General features: G+C 67.5%; 10 protein-coding genes and 1 pseudogene. 5 read left to right on the top strand and 6 right to left on the bottom strand.

Annotated elements, in window-relative coordinates; translation table 11 throughout:
- Window positions 1-18: 18 nt before the first annotated feature.
- The 4 genes and pseudogenes from AC0GNR_RS08235 to AC0GNR_RS08220 all read right to left on the bottom strand — a co-directional run bounded on the left by AC0GNR_RS08235 (window position 19) and on the right by AC0GNR_RS08220 (window position 4523).
- Window positions 19-1248, bottom strand: a complete 1230-nt coding sequence (locus tag AC0GNR_RS08235; RefSeq protein ID WP_472900476.1) for a class I SAM-dependent methyltransferase — start codon at window positions 1246-1248, stop codon at window positions 19-21.
- A gap of 14 nt (window positions 1249-1262) precedes the next feature.
- Window positions 1263-2126, bottom strand: coding sequence for a DUF1365 domain-containing protein (locus AC0GNR_RS08230; RefSeq protein WP_472900475.1), 864 nt, complete (start codon window positions 2124-2126; stop codon window positions 1263-1265).
- Window positions 2123-3543, bottom strand: a pseudogene (locus AC0GNR_RS08225) (NAD(P)/FAD-dependent oxidoreductase). The gene AC0GNR_RS08230 and the pseudogene AC0GNR_RS08225 overlap by 4 nt, the downstream one beginning before the upstream one ends.
- A gap of 344 nt (window positions 3544-3887) precedes the next feature.
- Window positions 3888-4523, bottom strand: coding sequence for a glutathione peroxidase (locus AC0GNR_RS08220; RefSeq protein ID WP_472900474.1), 636 nt, complete (start codon window positions 4521-4523; stop codon window positions 3888-3890).
- 43 nt (window positions 4524-4566) lie between these two features.
- Between AC0GNR_RS08220 and AC0GNR_RS08215 the strand changes: the two genes are divergently transcribed.
- The 4 genes from AC0GNR_RS08215 (at window position 4567) to AC0GNR_RS08200 (ending at window position 8250) form a co-directional block, all read left to right on the top strand.
- Window positions 4567-5619, top strand: coding sequence for a MerR family transcriptional regulator (locus AC0GNR_RS08215; RefSeq protein ID WP_472900473.1), 1053 nt, complete (start codon window positions 4567-4569; stop codon window positions 5617-5619).
- Window positions 5616-5774, top strand: a complete 159-nt coding sequence (locus tag AC0GNR_RS08210; protein ID WP_472900472.1) for a DUF2256 domain-containing protein — start codon at window positions 5616-5618, stop codon at window positions 5772-5774. The genes AC0GNR_RS08215 and AC0GNR_RS08210 overlap by 4 nt, the downstream gene beginning before the upstream one ends.
- Entirely contained in the window at window positions 5771-7336 is a 1566-nt protein-coding gene (locus AC0GNR_RS08205; protein WP_472900471.1) for a cryptochrome/photolyase family protein, read from the top strand. The genes AC0GNR_RS08210 and AC0GNR_RS08205 overlap by 4 nt, the downstream gene beginning before the upstream one ends.
- A 62-nt stretch (window positions 7337-7398) precedes the next feature.
- Window positions 7399-8250 carry a ferritin family protein gene (locus AC0GNR_RS08200; RefSeq protein ID WP_472900470.1) on the top strand — a complete coding sequence of 284 codons (852 nt, stop codon included), beginning with the start codon at window positions 7399-7401 and terminating at the stop codon, window positions 8248-8250.
- Between the two features lie 59 nt (window positions 8251-8309).
- Here the strand turns inward: AC0GNR_RS08200 and AC0GNR_RS08195 are convergent, their stop codons facing one another.
- A complete protein-coding gene (locus tag AC0GNR_RS08195; protein ID WP_472900469.1) occupies window positions 8310-8942 on the bottom strand; it encodes a rhomboid family intramembrane serine protease in 633 nt (210 codons plus the stop codon).
- On the bottom strand, window positions 8939-11845 hold the full coding sequence (glnE, locus tag AC0GNR_RS08190) for a bifunctional [glutamate--ammonia ligase]-adenylyl-L-tyrosine phosphorylase/[glutamate--ammonia-ligase] adenylyltransferase (RefSeq protein WP_472900468.1): 2907 nt from the start codon (window positions 11843-11845) through the stop codon (window positions 8939-8941). Before glnE ends, AC0GNR_RS08195 begins: the two co-directional genes overlap by 4 nt.
- A 14-nt stretch (window positions 11846-11859) precedes the next feature.
- On the opposite strand from glnE, the gene AC0GNR_RS08185 reads away from it, so the two are divergent.
- Window positions 11860-16062 (top strand): YhdP family protein, encoded by a 4203-nt coding sequence (locus AC0GNR_RS08185; protein ID WP_472900467.1) that lies wholly within the window; start codon window positions 11860-11862, stop codon window positions 16060-16062.
- Window positions 16063-16078: the final 16 nt, after the last annotated feature.

Genomic DNA, 16078 nt, shown 5'->3' with positions numbered 1-16078 from the left:
CTTTCGGTGGGCGGGCTTTTAGCCGGGTTTGCGCAGGGTGAACTGCACCACGTCGATGTTGGCGCCGGTGAAAGCGGCTTCGCAGTAGGCCAGGTAAAACTCCCAGATGCGCAGGAACCGCTGGTCAAAACCCAGCTGGAGCACACGCTCTTGTTCGTGCAAAAACTGCTCGCGCCACAGCTGCAGGGTGCGGGCGTAGTCGGGGCCGAATGCGAACTCGTCCACCACCTCCAGGCCGGCTTTGGCCGCCTGGGCACGCAATTCGCGCGGGCACGGCAGGCAGCCGCCGGGGAAGATGTACTGCTGAATGAAGTCGGTGCCGGCGATATAGCGTTCAAACAGCGCGTCGTCGATCACGATGCTCTGGATGCAGGCGCGCCCGCCCGGCTTCAGCAACTTGGCCACCGACTGGAAGTAGGTGGGCCAGTATTCGCGGCCCACGGCTTCGAGCATTTCAATCGAACAGATGGCGTCAAACGGCGCGTCGGCAATGTCGCGGTAGTCCTGCAAACGCAGGTCTGCACGGCCTTGCACGCCCAGCGCTTCCATGCGCTGCTGCGCAAACGCCAGCTGCTCGGTGGACAGGGTGACGCCGGTGACGGACGCGCCGAATTCGGTGGTGGCTTTTTCGGCCAGGGCGCCCCAGCCGCAGCCAATTTCCAGCACGCGGTCGCCCGGCTGCACACCGGCCATGCGCAAGGCGCGGCGCACCTTGGCGTGTTGGGCGTCCACCATCGGCTGGTCGGGCGCTTCAAACAGGGCCGACGAATAGTTCATCGTGCCGTCGAGCCAGAGTTCGTAAAAGGCGTTGCCCAGGTCGTAGTGGGCGTGGATGTTTTTGCGGCTGTTGGCTTTGGAATTGCGGTTGAGCAGGTGGCGCACGCGGTAGGCCAGGCGGCCCAGCCACGAGCCGTAAATGGCGTCTTCCACTTCGCGCCGGTTGGCCACCATCAGGCCCAGCAGCGCGGTGAGGTTGGGCGTGTTCCAGTCGCCGGCAATGAAGCTTTCGGCAAAGCCAATGTCGCCCGACTTGAGCACAGCGCGGCACATGTTCCAGTTCACCATGTGCAGGCTGGCGTGGGGGCCGTCGGTGCTGCCAAAGCGCTGCACCGAGCCGTCGGGCAGTTGCAGCGTGAGGCTGCCATGGCGCAGCCGCTGCAGCAGTTGCATGAGCGTGCGGGCGGCGGCGGGGGCGTTGCGGGGCAGGGCGAAGCCGGCGGGGTTGTCGGTGGCGGTGGTGCTGTTCATGGGCATTGAAGGGTTCAGCTGCGGCGCGTGTGCGCGGGCGTGTCGCCTGCGGTCACGAAGTCGGTTGGGGCAGCGGGCTGGCGAAAAAACGGGGTGTGCTTGAGCCACAGGCGCACGGCCTGCCAGTGGATGCGGGCGATCACGCCCAGCGTCATGGCCGGGTGCGCCCACAACGCGCGGCGTTGGGTTTGTGCGGTCAGCGGCTGCAGCACACCGCTGACGCTGGTGTTGATGAGCACCGGCTCGCCGGCGGCGTCGAAGTAGTCGATGCGGGCCACGGTGCGGTCTTGGCCGCCCTGCTGGGTGCGCATGAACACGAAACGGTAGTGGCCGCGCACGGGGCAAAACGGCGATACGTGAAACACCTTGTCGGCTGTGCAGGGCACGCCCAGGCGCGGTGCGTCCAGCAGGTAGCAGTGGCGCTCGCCAAAGGTGTTGTTCACTTCGGCCAGCACGGCGCGCAAGCTGCCGTCGGCCCGGTGGCAATACCAGAAGCTCACGGGCTTGAAGCTGTAGCCCAGCACGCGCGGGTAGGTGTGCAGCCACACCTCGCCCTGTGCGTCGGTGACGCCGTGTTGCAGCAGCAGCTGGTCAAGCCAGGCCAGGCTGTCCGGGCCGCCGTCGCCGTGGTCGCTGTCGTGAAATGCGAGCGCGGCGCGCCGGTTGCGGGACAGCGCGCCGGGGCCGTGTGCGCGCAGGCTGCGCATGGGCAGCATCAAGAAATAGGTGGGGTAGGCAAAGGCGTTGCGCTGGGGGCGGTGGCGCACGTGGCGCACCTGGCCGAAACCAATGAGGGCTGACCCGGCTTGGGTTGACCCGGCTTGGGGCGGCCTGGCGCTCAGGTCGGTGGCCCCCACGCTGGCGCCATTCCCACTCATGCAAACACCCCAGGCAAGGCGGCGCGGCGCGAGTCGGCAGGGTTGGCGGTGGTGGTGAGGCCGTGGACATCCATCAGGGCGCGGGCGGCTTGCAAGCCGGCTTTCAGGCCGTCTTCGTGGAAGCCGTAGCCCATCCAGGCGCCGGCAAAAAAGCTGTTTTGCTGGCCCTGCATGGCGGGCACGCGGGCCTGCGCCCGGATGGCGGCCAGGTCAAACACCGGGTGGGCGTAGGTGTATTCGCCCACCACTTTGGCCGGGTCGATGGGGCTTTGCGGGTTCAGCGACACCACCACCGGCTGCTGCACCGGCAGCGGCTGCAGCTGGTTCAGCAGGTAGTGCAGGCACACCTGGGCCGACTCCTGGCTGGCACTGGGCGAGCGCTCGTAGTTCCACGCGGCCCAGGCCTGTTTGTGCTGGGGCAACACGGCGGTGTCGGTGTGCAGCACGGCGTGATTGGGCTGGTAGCGGATGGCGCCGAGTACCGCGGTTTCTTCGGCAGACGCCTGGTTGCCCAGCAGCGCCAGCGCCTGGTCGCTGTGGCAGGCAAACACCACCGCGTCAAAACGTTCGACCTGGCTCTGGGTGACCACGCGCACGCCTTGCTCGTCGCGCAGCACCTGGTGTACCGGGGTGTTCAGGCGGCGGTCGGGGATGCGGGCGGTGATCTTGTCGACATACTGGCGCGCGCCGCCGGCCACGGTGTACCACTGCGGCCGGTTGGTGATCTGGATCAGGCCGTGGTTGTGGCAAAACCGCACCATGGTGGCCACGGGGAAGGCCAGCATCTGGTCGGTCGGGCAGCTCCAGATGCAGCCCATCATGGGCAGGAAATACCAGTCGCGGAACTCGTCGGAAAAGCGCTGTTCCCGCAAAAATTCGCCCAGGGTTGCAGCAGCGGGCTGTTGGGTTGCAGGTCTTCACCGCGCTGCGCCAGCTTCGTGGTGATGCGGTTGAAGCGCACGATGTCGGCCAGCATGCGCCAAAAGCGCGGGTTGGTCAGGTTGCGGCGCTGGGCAAACACGGTGGACAGGCTGGAGCCGCTCCATTCCAGCGTGCCGCCGCCGGGCGCAGCGCCGGGCGCCTGCACCGAAAACGACATGTCGGACTTGGCAATCGGCACGTCCAGGGCGGCGAAAAGCGCCAGCAGGTTGGGGTAGGTGCGCTCGTTGAGCACCAGAAAGCCGGTGTCTACCCCAAACGTGGTGGGCACGCCCTGCGCGTTGGGCAGGGTCATGTCCACGGTGTGGGTGTGGCCCCCAAAGTAGTCGCCCGCTTCAAACAGGGTGATGTCGGCCAGCCCTTGCAGCGTGTGGGCGGCGGCCAGCCCGGCAATGCCAGAGCCGATGATGGCGACACGCGGTTGGCGTGGGCGGTGTGCGGAAGGCTGGGCGGCGGGTGCGCGGGGGTCTGAATACATGGGTCAGACTCCGCTGCCTTGCGGCAGTGCACGGCCGGTAGAAAAAGAAAAGCCTGCGAAGCGCCCCAAGACGAACAAGGGAGGGAGGGAGGAGGAGGAGAACCGCCTCGGGATTGCATCCAGACACACGCCTGGAAGGCTTCGCAGTGCAGAAACGGGCTGAGGGTGGGCTACTGGCGCCTGCACCCGCAAGTTGCTTGTTATGAGCGTTGGCGGTTCAAAAAAGTTCCGCTGAATGTGGGTCATGGTTCCCTCCCGACCGGTGGTTGGCGTCCGCTTGTGTGGTGTGTTCAAGTGTGGCGGGCTCAAAAAATATACTAATTGGTTTTATTGTGACTGATCAGTCACAATTTGGTCGATAGAAATCGTTCAATGTCCTTGATCAAGTCAGGGTTATTGGGTTCAACCGCGCTGCCAAAGCTGCGCACCGTCTGGCCATCGCGCCCGATCAGGTACTTGTGAAAATTCCACTGTGGCGTCTGGCCGGTGCGCGTGGCGAGCTGTCGGTACAGCGGGTTGGCGTCGCGGCCCACCACGTTGGTTTTGCTGAACATCGGGAATTTCACGCCAAACGTGTTCTCGCAAAAATCGGCAATGGCCTGGTTGTTGCCGGGCTCCTGGCGCCCAAAGTTGTTTGACGGGAAGCCCAGCACCACCAGTCCGCGCCCCTGGTAACGCGCGTACAGCGCTTCAAGGCCTTCGTATTGGCCGGTGAAACCACAAAAGCTGGCGGTGTTGACCACCAGTACCACCTGGCCGGCGTACTGGCAGAGCGATTGGGGTTTTTCGTCTTGCAGCCGGTCAAAGCGGTGCTGCAGCAGGGGCGCGCAGGTGGCGCTGGCACCCGCCTTGGCTGGCAGCGGCTGGGCCTGCACAGCTGGGCTCAAGCTCAAGCCAAGCGCCCACCCCAAAGCAACAGCGGCGCGCCAGGGTTGCCATCCGCGTTGTGCGGGCTTGCCATAGACAACTCGCTCGTTCATATATAAAACTCCATAATGCGGTAAACCATTGGATCATTTGTCCATGACAAGTTCAAGCCTTACCGCCGAGATACGCCACACCATTGCCGATGTCGAACGCGACACCGGGCTGTCCAAAGACACGTTGCGGGTGTGGGAGCGGCGCTATGGCTTTCCCACGCCCGAACGCGACGCGCTGGGCGAGCGCCAATACGACGACACCCAGCTGCTGCGGCTGCGCCACATTCGCCGCCTGCTCGACGCCGGCCACCGCCCAGGTGGCGTGGTGGCGTTGCCTTTGGGACAGCTGCTGCAACTGGGTACGCAAGCGAGCGCCGAACGGATTCAAACCCCTGCCGCCGAACCACCAGCGGCACGCCTGGGCAAAACCCGCCCCCGAGCGGCCGCCCAGGCCGCTGAGGCCCCGCGCGGCGTGCCGGTGGATCACTGGATGCAGTTGCTGCGCCAGCACCAGGCCCACGAGCTGCGCCAGTCCATGAACCAGTACCTGCTGGCCCACGGCCTGGCTGCGCTGATCCGCGACGGCGTCACCGCCATGAACGTGCGGGTGGGCCAGTCCTGGCTGGATGGTCAGCTCGCGGTGTTTGAAGAGCACCTGTACACCGAGGTCGTGCAAGCCCTGCTGCGCCACGCCATGGCCCAGGTGGCTTCGAACCAGCCGCTCCATCCACCCCGGGTGCTGCTGACCACGGTGCCCGGCGAGCCCCACGCCCTGGGCCTGCTCATGGCAGAAAGCTTCATGGTGCTGGAAGGCTGCGACACCGTGGCGCTGGGGGTGCAAACCCCCCTGCCCGACATCGTGGCCGCCGCCAGCGCTTACCGCGCCGACGTGGTGGCCCTGAGCTTCACCGCCGTGCAAAACCCGCGCGACGTGCTGGCGGCGCTGGACCGTTTGCGCGAGCGCCTGCCGCCCTCGGTGGAGATATGGGCCGGCGGGCAATCGCCAGCGCTTTACCGCCAGCGCCGCGGCCTGGGCGCTGCGCAAGCGCCCGCCTTTTGGCCCATGGGCCAGCTAGACGACATCACCTCCGGTGTGGCGCGCTGGCGCGCGGGCGCAGCCGAAGTCCAGGCGCAGCCAGCGCCGGAGGCCGCATGAGCGGCTTTCGCGGCAACAAGGCCAGCCTGCCCCAGAAACCCTGCGCCGCCTGCGGCCGCCCCATGACCTGGCGCAAAAAATGGGCACGCACCTGGGAGCAGGTGAAGTTTTGCAGCGACCGCTGCCGCGCCGTCGCCAAAGACCGCCCAGCATGACCCCGGCCGCTCAAAACCCGCTGCGCCGCCTGGTGCTGGTGTTGGGCGACCAGCTCTGGCTGGGCAACCCGGCGCTGGCCGGCTTCGACCCGGCGCAAGATGCCGTGCTCATGATCGAAGCGCCCGGTGAAGCCACCCAGGTGTGGAGCCACAAGGCGCGCATTGCCCTGTTTTTGTCGGCCATGCGGCATTTTCGGCAAGCCCTGGCCGAGGCCGGCCTGCCCTGCCACTACCTGGCGCTGGACGACCCGGAGCTCGAAACGCTGGGCAGCCTGCCCGCACGCCTAGCGCACACGCTGAAAGCGCTCGCACCGCAAACGCTGTGGGTCTGCGAGCCGGGCGAATGGCGGCTGCAACAAGACATGGAAGCCGTGGCGCAAGCCGCCGGCGTGCCCTTGCAGTGGTTGGAGGACACGCATTTTTTGTGCAGCCGCCCGCGCTTTGCGCGCTGGGCCAGCGGGCGCAAAGAGTGGCGCATGGAGTACTTTTACCGTGAGATGCGCCGCGAACACGGCGTGCTCATGGAAGGCAAAGAGCCGGTGGGCGGCCAATGGAACTTCGACGCCGACAACCGCAAAAGCTACCCCAAGGCCGGCCCGGGCTGGATTCCCGAGCCCGCCCGCTTTGAGCCCGACGCCACCACCCGCGAGGTGATCGCGCTGGTGCAGGCGCGCTTTCCCGAGCACCCGGGCGAGTTGGCGCACTTTGGCTGGCCCGTGACCGCTGCACAGGCCCAGCAAGCGCTGCAGCGCTTTGTGGACGACCGGCTGGAATGCTTCGGCGCCTTCCAGGATGCGATGTGGACCGACACGCCCTTTGGCTGGCATTCGCTGTTGTCGGTGGCGCTCAACCTGCACCTGATCGACCCGCGCGACGTGATCCGCGCTGCCGAAGCCGCGCACTTTGAGCGCGGCCTGCCGCTGGCCAGCGTGGAAGGGTTCATCCGCCAGATTCTCGGGTGGCGCGAATTCATTCGCGGCGTGTACTGGCTGGACATGCCTGGCATGAAGACCGCCAACCACTTTGACCACCAGCGCCCGCTGCCGGGCTGGTACTGGACCGGCCAGACCCACATGGCCTGCATGAAAGACGCCATCGGCCAGACCCTGAAACACGGTTACGCGCACCACATCCAGCGCCTCATGGTCACCGGCCAGTTTGCGTTGCTGGCCGAGGTGCAGCCGCAGCAGGTGGCCGACTGGTACCTGGCGGTGTATGTGGACGCGGTGGAATGGGTGGAGCTGCCCAACGTGGCCGGCATGGCGCTGTTTGCCAACGGCGGGCGTTTCACCAGCAAACCCTACGTGGCCAGCGGGCAGTACATCGCCCGCATGAGCGACCACTGCCGCGGCTGCCGTTACCAGCCCGACCAGCGAACCGGCCCCAGCGCCTGCCCCATGACCACGCTGTACTGGAACTTTTTGGACCGCCATGAGACCGAACTGGCAGCCAGCCCCCGCACCGCGCTCATGGTGCGCAACCTCACCCGCCTGGCCCCCGCCGAGCGCGAAGCCCTGCGCGTGCAGGCCGCACGTACCCTTGCCAACCTCGATGGTTTGTAAGCGCTCTTTCACACCCGCCGCATAAAATCAAACGCCACCCGCTAGCCGACCGAAAGCCCGACATGCTGTACCCCGAACTCTTCAAGCAACTCGAATCCGTCCGCTGGGACATGGATAAGGACATTCCCTGGGACAAGTTCGACGCCAGCGCGCTGACCGACGAGCAGGCCCAGACGATCAAGATGAACGCCATCACCGAGTGGGCGGCGCTGCCGGCCACCGAAATGTTTTTGCGCGACAACCGCGACGACTCCGACTTTTCGGCCTTCATGTCGATCTGGTTTTTTGAAGAGCAAAAACACTCGCTGGTGTTGATGGAATACCTGCGCCGCTTCCGGCCCGAACTCGTGCCGACCGAGCAGGAACTGCACGACATCCGCTTTGAGTTTGACCCCGCCCCGCCACTGGAAACGCTGATGCTGCATTTCTGCGGCGAGATCCGTTTGAACCATTGGTACCGCCGCGCCAGCGAATGGCACACCGAGCCGGTGATCAAACAGATTTACGCCACCCTGAGCCAGGACGAAGCCCGCCACGGCGGCGCCTACCTGCGTTACATGAAGCGCGCCATTGGCAAGTTTGGCAACGACGCCAAGGTCGCGTTTGCCAAAGTGGGTGTGCTCATGGCCAGCGCCCGGCGCACCGCGCAGGCCCTGCACCCGACCAACCTGCACGTGAACAAGGCCATGTTCCCGAACGACACCATCCAGAGCAAGCTGCCCAACCCCGAGTGGCTGGAGCACTGGCTGGACAAGCAGATCGACTTTGACGCCGTGTGGGAAACCCGGGTGGTCGACCGCATCTTGCACAACATGAGCTTGCTGATGGAGCAGCCCTTCAAGACCGTGCAGGAACTCAACCGCTTCCGCAAGTCGCTGGCAGCGCCCGCTGCCGCCGAGCCCGTGCCGACCTGAGCGGCTTGAAGGCCCAAAAAAATGCCCGCAGCTGCGGGCATTTTTGATGGCGAACGGGTTCAGCGCAACGTGGCCAGGGAGCTGTCCGCTGTGGTGCCCAGGGGCTGGCTGCGGTCGCGCCGGCCCAGCGCCAGCCCGAGCACGGCACCCCAGAAGGCGCCGGCCAGGTGGGCGGCCTGAACCACCGACATCTCGTTGCCCGCGTTCCACACCACCGGATAAGACCAGCCGCTTTCCAGCGCCAGTTTGGCCAGCAGGCCCAGCGCCAGCAGGCCGCCCCAGCGGCGCGCCTTGGGCACGGCGATGCGCTTCAGGATCAGCTGCACCGCCAGCACCATGGCGCCCGCGTGCAGCAAGCCCGACAGGCCCACGGCATACCCAATCTGTGGCCAGAGCAGCAGCGAGAGCTGCGTCAGCGGCCAGGCCAGCAGCCAGGCCAGCGCGCAGGCCAAGGTGGGGCGAATCGTCCAGGCAAACGCAGCCAGCGCGCCCAGGGCCACCTGGTTGCCGATCAGGTGCGGCGTGTTCATGTGCACCCACGGGCTGGTCCACAGGGTCCAGGGCTGTTGCAGCCAGCCGTCGGCACGCCAGGTGAGCGCGTCCACCGCCCGGTCGCCGGCCCACCACATCAGCATGCTGGCCACGCCATGCAGCGCGCACAGCGCCAGCCAGGTGCGCGAAGCCTGGTTCATGCGCTGGCTGCAGGGGCCGCCGGCTGGCCCAGCACGTGTTGCCACAGCGCGCGCACCGCCGCCGCTTCTTCCGTGACCAGTGCAGCTTCTACCTGGGTGGGCGCTTCGTCGAGCCGGGCGCGGTGCTGTATCTGGCGCAGCGTGCGGTAAGCGTTGGCGGCCGCAGCGCCCATGCCGGGCCGCAGCAGGCCGACGCGTTCGGCGCGTTCCAGCAGGTTGATGTTGCCGGTGTTGGCGCGCAGTTCGGGGTGCGTTTGCGACTGCGACAGCACCAGGTACTGCACCACAAACTCCACGTCCACCATGCCGCCCACGCTGTGCTTGACGTCAAACTGCGAGCCGCGCACGGGGTGCGCCGCACGCACTTTTTCGCGCATGGCCACGATCTCGGCCGCCAGTGCCACCGGGTCGCGCTCGGCCGTGATGACGGCTTCGCGCACGGCGTCGAAACGGGTCGCCAGGTCCAGGTTGCCCATGACGAAGCGTGCCCGCGTCATGGCCTGGTGTTCCCAGGTCCAGGCGGTGTTGCTGCCGCGGCGTTCCTGGTAGTTGGCGTAGGCGGTGAAGCTGGTGACGAGCAGGCCCGAGTTGCCGTTGGGCCGCAGCGCAGTGTCGATCTCAAACAGATCGCCTTCGCCGGTTTTCACCGTCATCCAGTTGATCATCTTGCGCACAAACGCCGCGTAGATTTCCGACGCGTTTTCGTGCTCGTCTTCGTACACGAACACGATGTCCAGATCGCTGCCGTAGCCCAGCTCTTTGCCGCCGAGCTTGCCGTAGCCAATGATGGCAAACGCGGGTTCTTCGCGGTGGCGGTTTTTCAGCCTCGCCCAGCACCAGCGGGCGGTGGTGCGCAGCACGGCGTCGGCCAGGGCCGACAGGTCGTCGGCCACCTGTTCCACGCTGAGCACCTGCTCCAGGTCGCGCGCCAAGGTGCGGAACACCTCGGCGTGGTGGGCCCGGCGCAAAATGTTCAGCAGTTCCTCTTCGTCGTCCTCGCCGGTGGACTGCAGCGCCGCTCTGCGGGCTTCCAGCTCGGCTTCAAATTGCACCGGGTCGAAGCGGTCGGTTAGCAGTTGCTGGCTGGCCAGTTCATCGATCACACCGGGGTGCTGGAGCAGGTAGCGCGCGGGCCACTTGGCCGCGCCCAGCAGCCGCAGCAGGCGCTCGTGCACCGATGGCCGTTCTTGCAGCAGCGCCAGGTAACTTTCGCGGCGCAGCAGGGGCTCAATCCATTCGGCCATGCGCAGCGCCGCCGTTTCGCTCACCCGGCCTTCGTCCAGCCAGGCACCGGTGCGCTGCACCAGCCGCACCAGGCGGGCGCGCGCGTCTTCACGCAGGGCCAGCACCCGGGGGTGTTCTGTCCAGTCGCGCACCTTGGCGGCAAACGCTTCGGGCAGTTGCGACAGCACGCCTTGCAGGTCGTCGGGCGCCCGACCGTTGCCGTTTTTGCCGTTGCAACCCTTGCCGTTGCAGCCGCCGTTGCTCGGGCCGCCCAGCAGGGTGTCAAATTCCTGGGCCACCACCTCGCGGTGCCCGTCCAAGGCGTGCAGAAACGCGCACACATTGGCGCAGCCCATGCTGGCTGCGATCCAGTTCAGGTCGTCGTCCCGCGTGGGCATGACGTGGGTTTGCTGGTCGTCCAGGTACTGGATGCGGTGCTCCACCCGGCGCAGAAAATCGTAGGCCTCGGCCAGCGCGTCGGCGGTGGCCTGGGGCATCAGGCTGGCGCGGCACAGGCGGGTCAAGGCGTCCAGCGTGGGGCGGGTGCGCAGCTCGGGGAACTGCCCGCCGCGCACCACCTGCAGCAGTTGCACGGTGAATTCAATTTCACGGATGCCGCCGCGTGAGAGCTTCACGTCGTTGGCGCGGCCCGGGTTGCCGGCAGCGCGTTTGGCCGCGTGTTCGCGGATCTGGCGGTGCAAGGTGCGCAGCGCGTCGAACACGTTGTAGTCGAGGTACTTGCGAAACACGAACGGCAGCACCGCGCTGCGCAGCGCGCTGGCGCTTTTGTCTTGCACGCAGGCGGCGGGCGCAATCACCCGGCTTTTGAGCCAGGCAAAGCGCTCCCACTCGCGCCCCTGCACCAGGAAATACTCTTCCAGCGCACCCAGCGACACCGCGCTGGGCCCGGAATTGCCGTTGGGCCGCAGCGCCAGGTCGACCCGGAACACGTTGCCATGCTCGGTGGTTTCGCCCACGGTGTTGTATATGTGTTTGACGGCTTTGCCGAAATACTCGTGGTTGCTGATTTTGTTGCGGCCCTGCGCGTTGCCTGCGGTCTCGCCGTCGGCGTCGTACACGTAGATCAGGTCAATGTCGCTGGACACATTGAGTTCGCGCGCACCGAGCTTGCCCATGCCGATCACCCACAGCTGGGCCCGCGCGCTCGCTTTGGGCTGGGCCGTTGCCGCTGCGTCGACTGCGGTGCCGTTTTCGCCACCGCGCAGGCGCACCGGCAAGGGTTCCGGCGCGTCGGCCAGCGGCGCGCCGTACAGGTCGTCCAGCTCGGCAAAAGCGAGGGTGCAGGCGGCGTCCAGCGCCAGTTCGGCCAGTTCGGTCACCGCGCGGGTAACGGTGGCCAGCGGGGCGCCTTGCTCGCAGTCCAGCACCACCAGCCGCTCCAGCACCAGCTGGCGCAGCACGCGCAGCGCGGCCGGCAGGGGCAACCCGCGTTCGCGCAACTGCGCTAGGCACACCTGCATGCTGGCATGCACCGGTTCGCCCGGCGGCAGGCAGTCGAGCTCTTGGGGGTAGCGCCGGCGCACGCGCTGCACGAAGCGCGAATAGTCGGCCTGGCGGTCAGCGGCGGTGAGCGGCGGGCACGGATTGGACGGGGGATTCACATGTGGTGACAAAGCGGCATCGTGGAGCGCGGAACCTGGGGTGTGGCTGGCCGTCATAATTTGCATTGGACATGAATCAAACCCCGGCGCCTATCGCATCAGCCACGCGAACCCTTAAAACACTTGCTGCCGTGACGCGGCTGCTGCTGTGGGTGGTTTTGGCCGCTTGGGGGCTGTTTGCACTGACCTGGGGGACATTGCACTTATTGATTGTGCCCCGAATCGGCGAGTGGCGCCCCGAGCTCGAACGCTGGGCCAGCGCGGCGGTGGGGGTTCCGGTGCAGGTGGGTGAGATCCGGGCCGAGCCCCGGGGCGCGGCCCAGGGCTTGCTGCCGGCCTTCATGCCCAGCTTCGAATTGCGTGGTGTGCAGCTCTTGGACCCGCAGGGGCGACCGGCGCTGCAGCTGCCGCTGGTGCGGGCATCGGTCTCGGTGGGGTCGCTTTGGCGGCTCGGGTTTGAACAGATCGTGATCGACCAGCCGGTGCTGGACGTGCGGCGCACCGCACAAGGGCGGATCGAGGTGGCGGGCCTGGACCTGTCCGGCCCGGGCGAAGCCGACAGCGCTGGCGCCGACTGGTTTTTTTCGCAGGACGAGTTCGTCATTCAGGGCGGCACCGTGCGCTGGACCGACGACCTGCGCGGCCAGCCAACGCTGGCGCTGGACGCCCTCAACCTGGTGATGCGCAACACCGCACGCACGCACCACATGCGGCTGGACGCGACGCCACCACCCGAATGGGGCGAGCGCTTCAGCCTGCGGGCCCGCCTGCGCGAACCGCTGCTGAGCCTGGGGCGCCACCGCGCGCCCGGACAAGCGCCCTGGCACCGCTGGGACGGTGAGCTGTACGCCGACTTTGAGCGGGTGGACGTGGCACAGCTGCGTGCCTACGTGGACTTGTCCAACTGGGGCGTTGAGGTGCGCTCTGGCCACGGTGCGTTGCGCGCCTGGGCCGACGTGGCGCGCGGGCAGATCGCCGGCACCACCGCCGACCTGGCTTTGCAGGGTGTGGCGGTGCAGCTGGGGCCGCAGCTGCCCGACCTGGTGCTGGATACCCTGGAAGGGCGGCTGGCCGCGCAATGGGACGACCGGGGCTTTGGCCTCACCACGCACAACCTGCGCTTTCGCACCGGCGAGGGGGCGGAGTGGCCCGGTGGTGTGGTGTACCTGAAGCACACCACCGGCGAGGGCCAGCGCCCGGCCACCCTGGCGCTGACGGCCGACCAGCTCGACCTGGCCGCGTTGACCGCCATCGCCACCCGCCTGCCGCTGACCACCGCCACCCACAGCCTGCTGGCCACGCTGCAGCCAGCGGGCCGGGTCGAGGGCTTGTCGGCCAGCTGGCAGGGCGCCAAGCCGTCCCCTTCGGCGCCCGATGCGCCCACACCCGACTGGCGCGGCGGCGATTACCAGGCCAAAGGCCGCATCGTGGGACTGGCGCTGACGGGCGAGCCCAGCGGCCGGTTGTCGGCTTCGGGCTTGTACCCGCTGCCCGGGCGGCCCGGTATTGCCGGCGCCACGGTGGACTTCGATCTGACGCGTGACGGGGGGCGCGCCAAACTGGTCATCGACAACGGTGCCATCGACCTGCCCGGCGTGTTTGACGAGGCCCGCTTGCCGCTCACCCGCCTGGACGCCGACGCGTCCTGGCGCATCGAGGGCGAGCGCATTGAGGTGGATGTGAAGGCGGCGCGCCTGGCCAACGCCGACGCCGAGGGCACAGCGCAGCTGCGCTGGCACACCAGCGATGCCTCGCGCAGCGCATCGGGCTCGCGGTTTCCTGGCGTGCTGGACTTGACCGCCACGCTCAGCCGCGCCGACGCCACGCGCGTGCACCGCTACCTGCCACTCACCATTGGCACGCAGGCCCGGCGCTACGTGCGCGAGGCCGTGCGCGGCGGCTCGGCCAGCCGCGTGGACTTCCAACTGCAGGGCGACATCTACGACATGCCGTTTGACGCGCCCGGCGCCACCGGCGTGTTTCGCATTGGCGCCCAGCTGCAGGGGCTGGACTTCAACTATGTGCCCACTTATCTGCAAACGCCCGACGACGTGGCCTGGCCGGGCCTGCGCGGCGTGGCCGGCGAGCTGGTGCTGGACCGCACCGCGCTCAAGCTCTCCGGCTTGCAAGGCGGGCTGGAAGCGGCGCCCAATGTGCGCTTGAGCCAGGCCGACATCCGCATCGATGATCTGGCCCAGACCTCCACCCTGGTGGTGAGCGCCCGCGCGCAAGGCCCGGCCGGCGAGGTGTTGGGCTTTGTGCGCAACAGCCCGCTCAACGCCATGACCGGCGAGGCCCTGGCCCGTGCGCGCATGGGTGGCCCGGCCAACGTGCAGTTTCAGCTCAACCTGCCTTTCTTTGACATGCCCGCCACCGCCGTGGCCGGCACGGTGCAGTTTGTCGGCAACGACGTGCAGATCAGCCCCGACTCGCCCCTGCTCGGGCGCGCCACCGGCACCCTGCAGTTCAGCGAAAAAGGCTTCAGCGTGGCGGCGGCCCAGGCCCGGCTGTATGGCGGCGAGATACGTTTTGAAGGCGGCATGCGGCCCGACGCCAGCGGCCCGCCGCGCATCCAGTTTCGCGGCCAGGGCATGGCCAGTGCCGACGGCTTGCGGGACGCTGGTCTGGGCTTTGTCTCGCGCCTGTTTCAAAACGCCCGGGGCAGCGCCGCCTACACCGCCCAGCTGGGTTTTCGCGCGGGTGTGCCCGAGTTGCTGGTCAACAGCAACCTGCAGGGTATGGCGATCAACCTGCCCGCGCCGCTGAACAAAGCCACAGACGCCAGCTTGCCGCTGCGCTTTGAATCCAGCGTGCTGTCGGTGGTGAGCGGTGTGGCGCAGACCGACCGGCTGGCGGTGCAGCTCGGCGCTCCGCTGAGCCCGCTGGCCAGCTTGCAATACGAACGCGACATCCGTGGTGACGAGCCGCAGGTGTTGCGTGGCAGCGTGGCCGTGGGGCTGGGCGGCAACGAGGCGGCACCGCTGCCCTCAGACGGCGTGCTGGGCAACATCCGGCTGGACCAGCTCAACCTGGACGCCTGGGAGCGCGCGTTTGCTTCAGCCACCGGGGTTGATGTGCGCAGCGCGGCGCCCGCGCCGCGCGCCGAGGCCGGCGCCCCGAACGCCAGCCTGGGCTACCTGCCCACCACGCTGGCGGTGCGCGCCGACCGCCTCACCGTGGCGGGCCGTGTGTTCAACGGGGTGGTGCTCGGTGGTGCACGCGAGGGCACGCAGTGGCGTGCCAACGTCGACGCCGACGAACTCAACGGCTACGTGGCCTACCGCCAGCCGGGCGCGGGCACGGCCGGCAGTGTGTTTGCGCGCCTGGCGCGCCTGAGCCTGGCGCCCACGGTGGCGACCGAGGTGGAGCAACTGCTGCAGCAACCCGCCAGCGTGCCCGCGCTGGACATTGCGGTGGACGAACTGCGGGTGGCCAACCGCAGCCTGGGCCGGGTCGAAATCGAAGCCGTCAACCGCGGCGGCACGGCGCGCAACAGCGAATGGCGTCTGACCAAGCTCAAGCTCGGCCTGCCCGAAGCCCGGCTCAGCGCCACCGGCAACTGGGCCGCGCAGGAAACGCCCAACGGCTCGGGCACCGCCACGCAGCGGCGCACCGCCCTGGATTTCCAGCTCGACATCGACGACTCGGGGCGGCTCTTGTCGCGTTTTGGTCGCGAAGGCGTGGTGCGCGGTGGCAAGGGCCGCATGGAGGGCAGCGTGGGCTGGCTGGGCTCGCCCCTGGCGCTGGACTACCCCAGCCTCACCGGCCAGTTGAAGGTTGACATTGAGCGTGGCCAGTTCCTCAAAGTGGACCCCGGGGCCGCCAAGCTGCTCGGCGTGCTGAGCCTGCAGGCGCTGCCGCGGCGCCTGGTTCTCGACTTTCGCGATGTGTTTTCCGAGGGTTTTGCGTTCGATTTCGTGCGCGGCGATGCGCGCATTGAGCAGGGTGTGCTGCTCACCAACAACCTGCAAATGAAGGGCGTCAACGCCGCCGTACTCATGGAAGGCAGCGCCGACCTGGCGCGTGAGCAACAAGACCTGAAGGTGGTGGTGGTGCCCGAGATCAACGCCGGCACCGCGTCGCTGATTGCCACCGCCATCAACCCCGCCGTGGGGCTGGGCACGTTTCTGGCGCAGTTTCTGTTGCGCCAGCCGCTGCAAAGCGCGGCCACACAAGAATTTCACATCACCGGCGGCTGGGCCGACCCGCAGGTCGAAAAAATACAGCGCCAGCCGCCCAACCCCGCTGCATCGACCGCCCCAGCGCTACAGTAAGCAGCCATCCCGCCGG

The sequence above is a fragment of the Hydrogenophaga sp. LT287 genome, assembly GCF_055702805.1.
This window is presented reverse-complemented; position numbering and strand designations above follow the sequence as displayed.

What these genes read in the sequence shown, in the direction of transcription:
- AC0GNR_RS08210 (WP_472900472.1), top strand. Translation starts at nt 5,616, where the DNA reads ATGAGCGGCTTTCGCGGCAACAAGGCCAGCCTGCCCCAGAAACCCTGC.
- AC0GNR_RS08195 (WP_472900469.1), bottom strand. Translation starts at nt 8,942, where the DNA reads ATGAACCAGGCTTCGCGCACCTGGCTGGCGCTGTGCGCGCTGCATGGC.
- AC0GNR_RS08235 (WP_472900476.1), bottom strand. Translation starts at nt 1,248, where the DNA reads ATGAACAGCACCACCGCCACCGACAACCCCGCCGGCTTCGCCCTGCCC.
- AC0GNR_RS08220 (WP_472900474.1), bottom strand. Translation starts at nt 4,523, where the DNA reads ATGAACGAGCGAGTTGTCTATGGCAAGCCCGCACAACGCGGATGGCAA.
- AC0GNR_RS08185 (WP_472900467.1), top strand. Translation starts at nt 11,860, where the DNA reads ATGAATCAAACCCCGGCGCCTATCGCATCAGCCACGCGAACCCTTAAA.
- AC0GNR_RS08215 (WP_472900473.1), top strand. Translation starts at nt 4,567, where the DNA reads ATGACAAGTTCAAGCCTTACCGCCGAGATACGCCACACCATTGCCGAT.
- glnE (WP_472900468.1), bottom strand. Translation starts at nt 11,845, where the DNA reads ATGACGGCCAGCCACACCCCAGGTTCCGCGCTCCACGATGCCGCTTTG.
- AC0GNR_RS08230 (WP_472900475.1), bottom strand. Translation starts at nt 2,126, where the DNA reads ATGAGTGGGAATGGCGCCAGCGTGGGGGCCACCGACCTGAGCGCCAGG.
- AC0GNR_RS08205 (WP_472900471.1), top strand. Translation starts at nt 5,771, where the DNA reads ATGACCCCGGCCGCTCAAAACCCGCTGCGCCGCCTGGTGCTGGTGTTG.
- AC0GNR_RS08200 (WP_472900470.1), top strand. Translation starts at nt 7,399, where the DNA reads ATGCTGTACCCCGAACTCTTCAAGCAACTCGAATCCGTCCGCTGGGAC.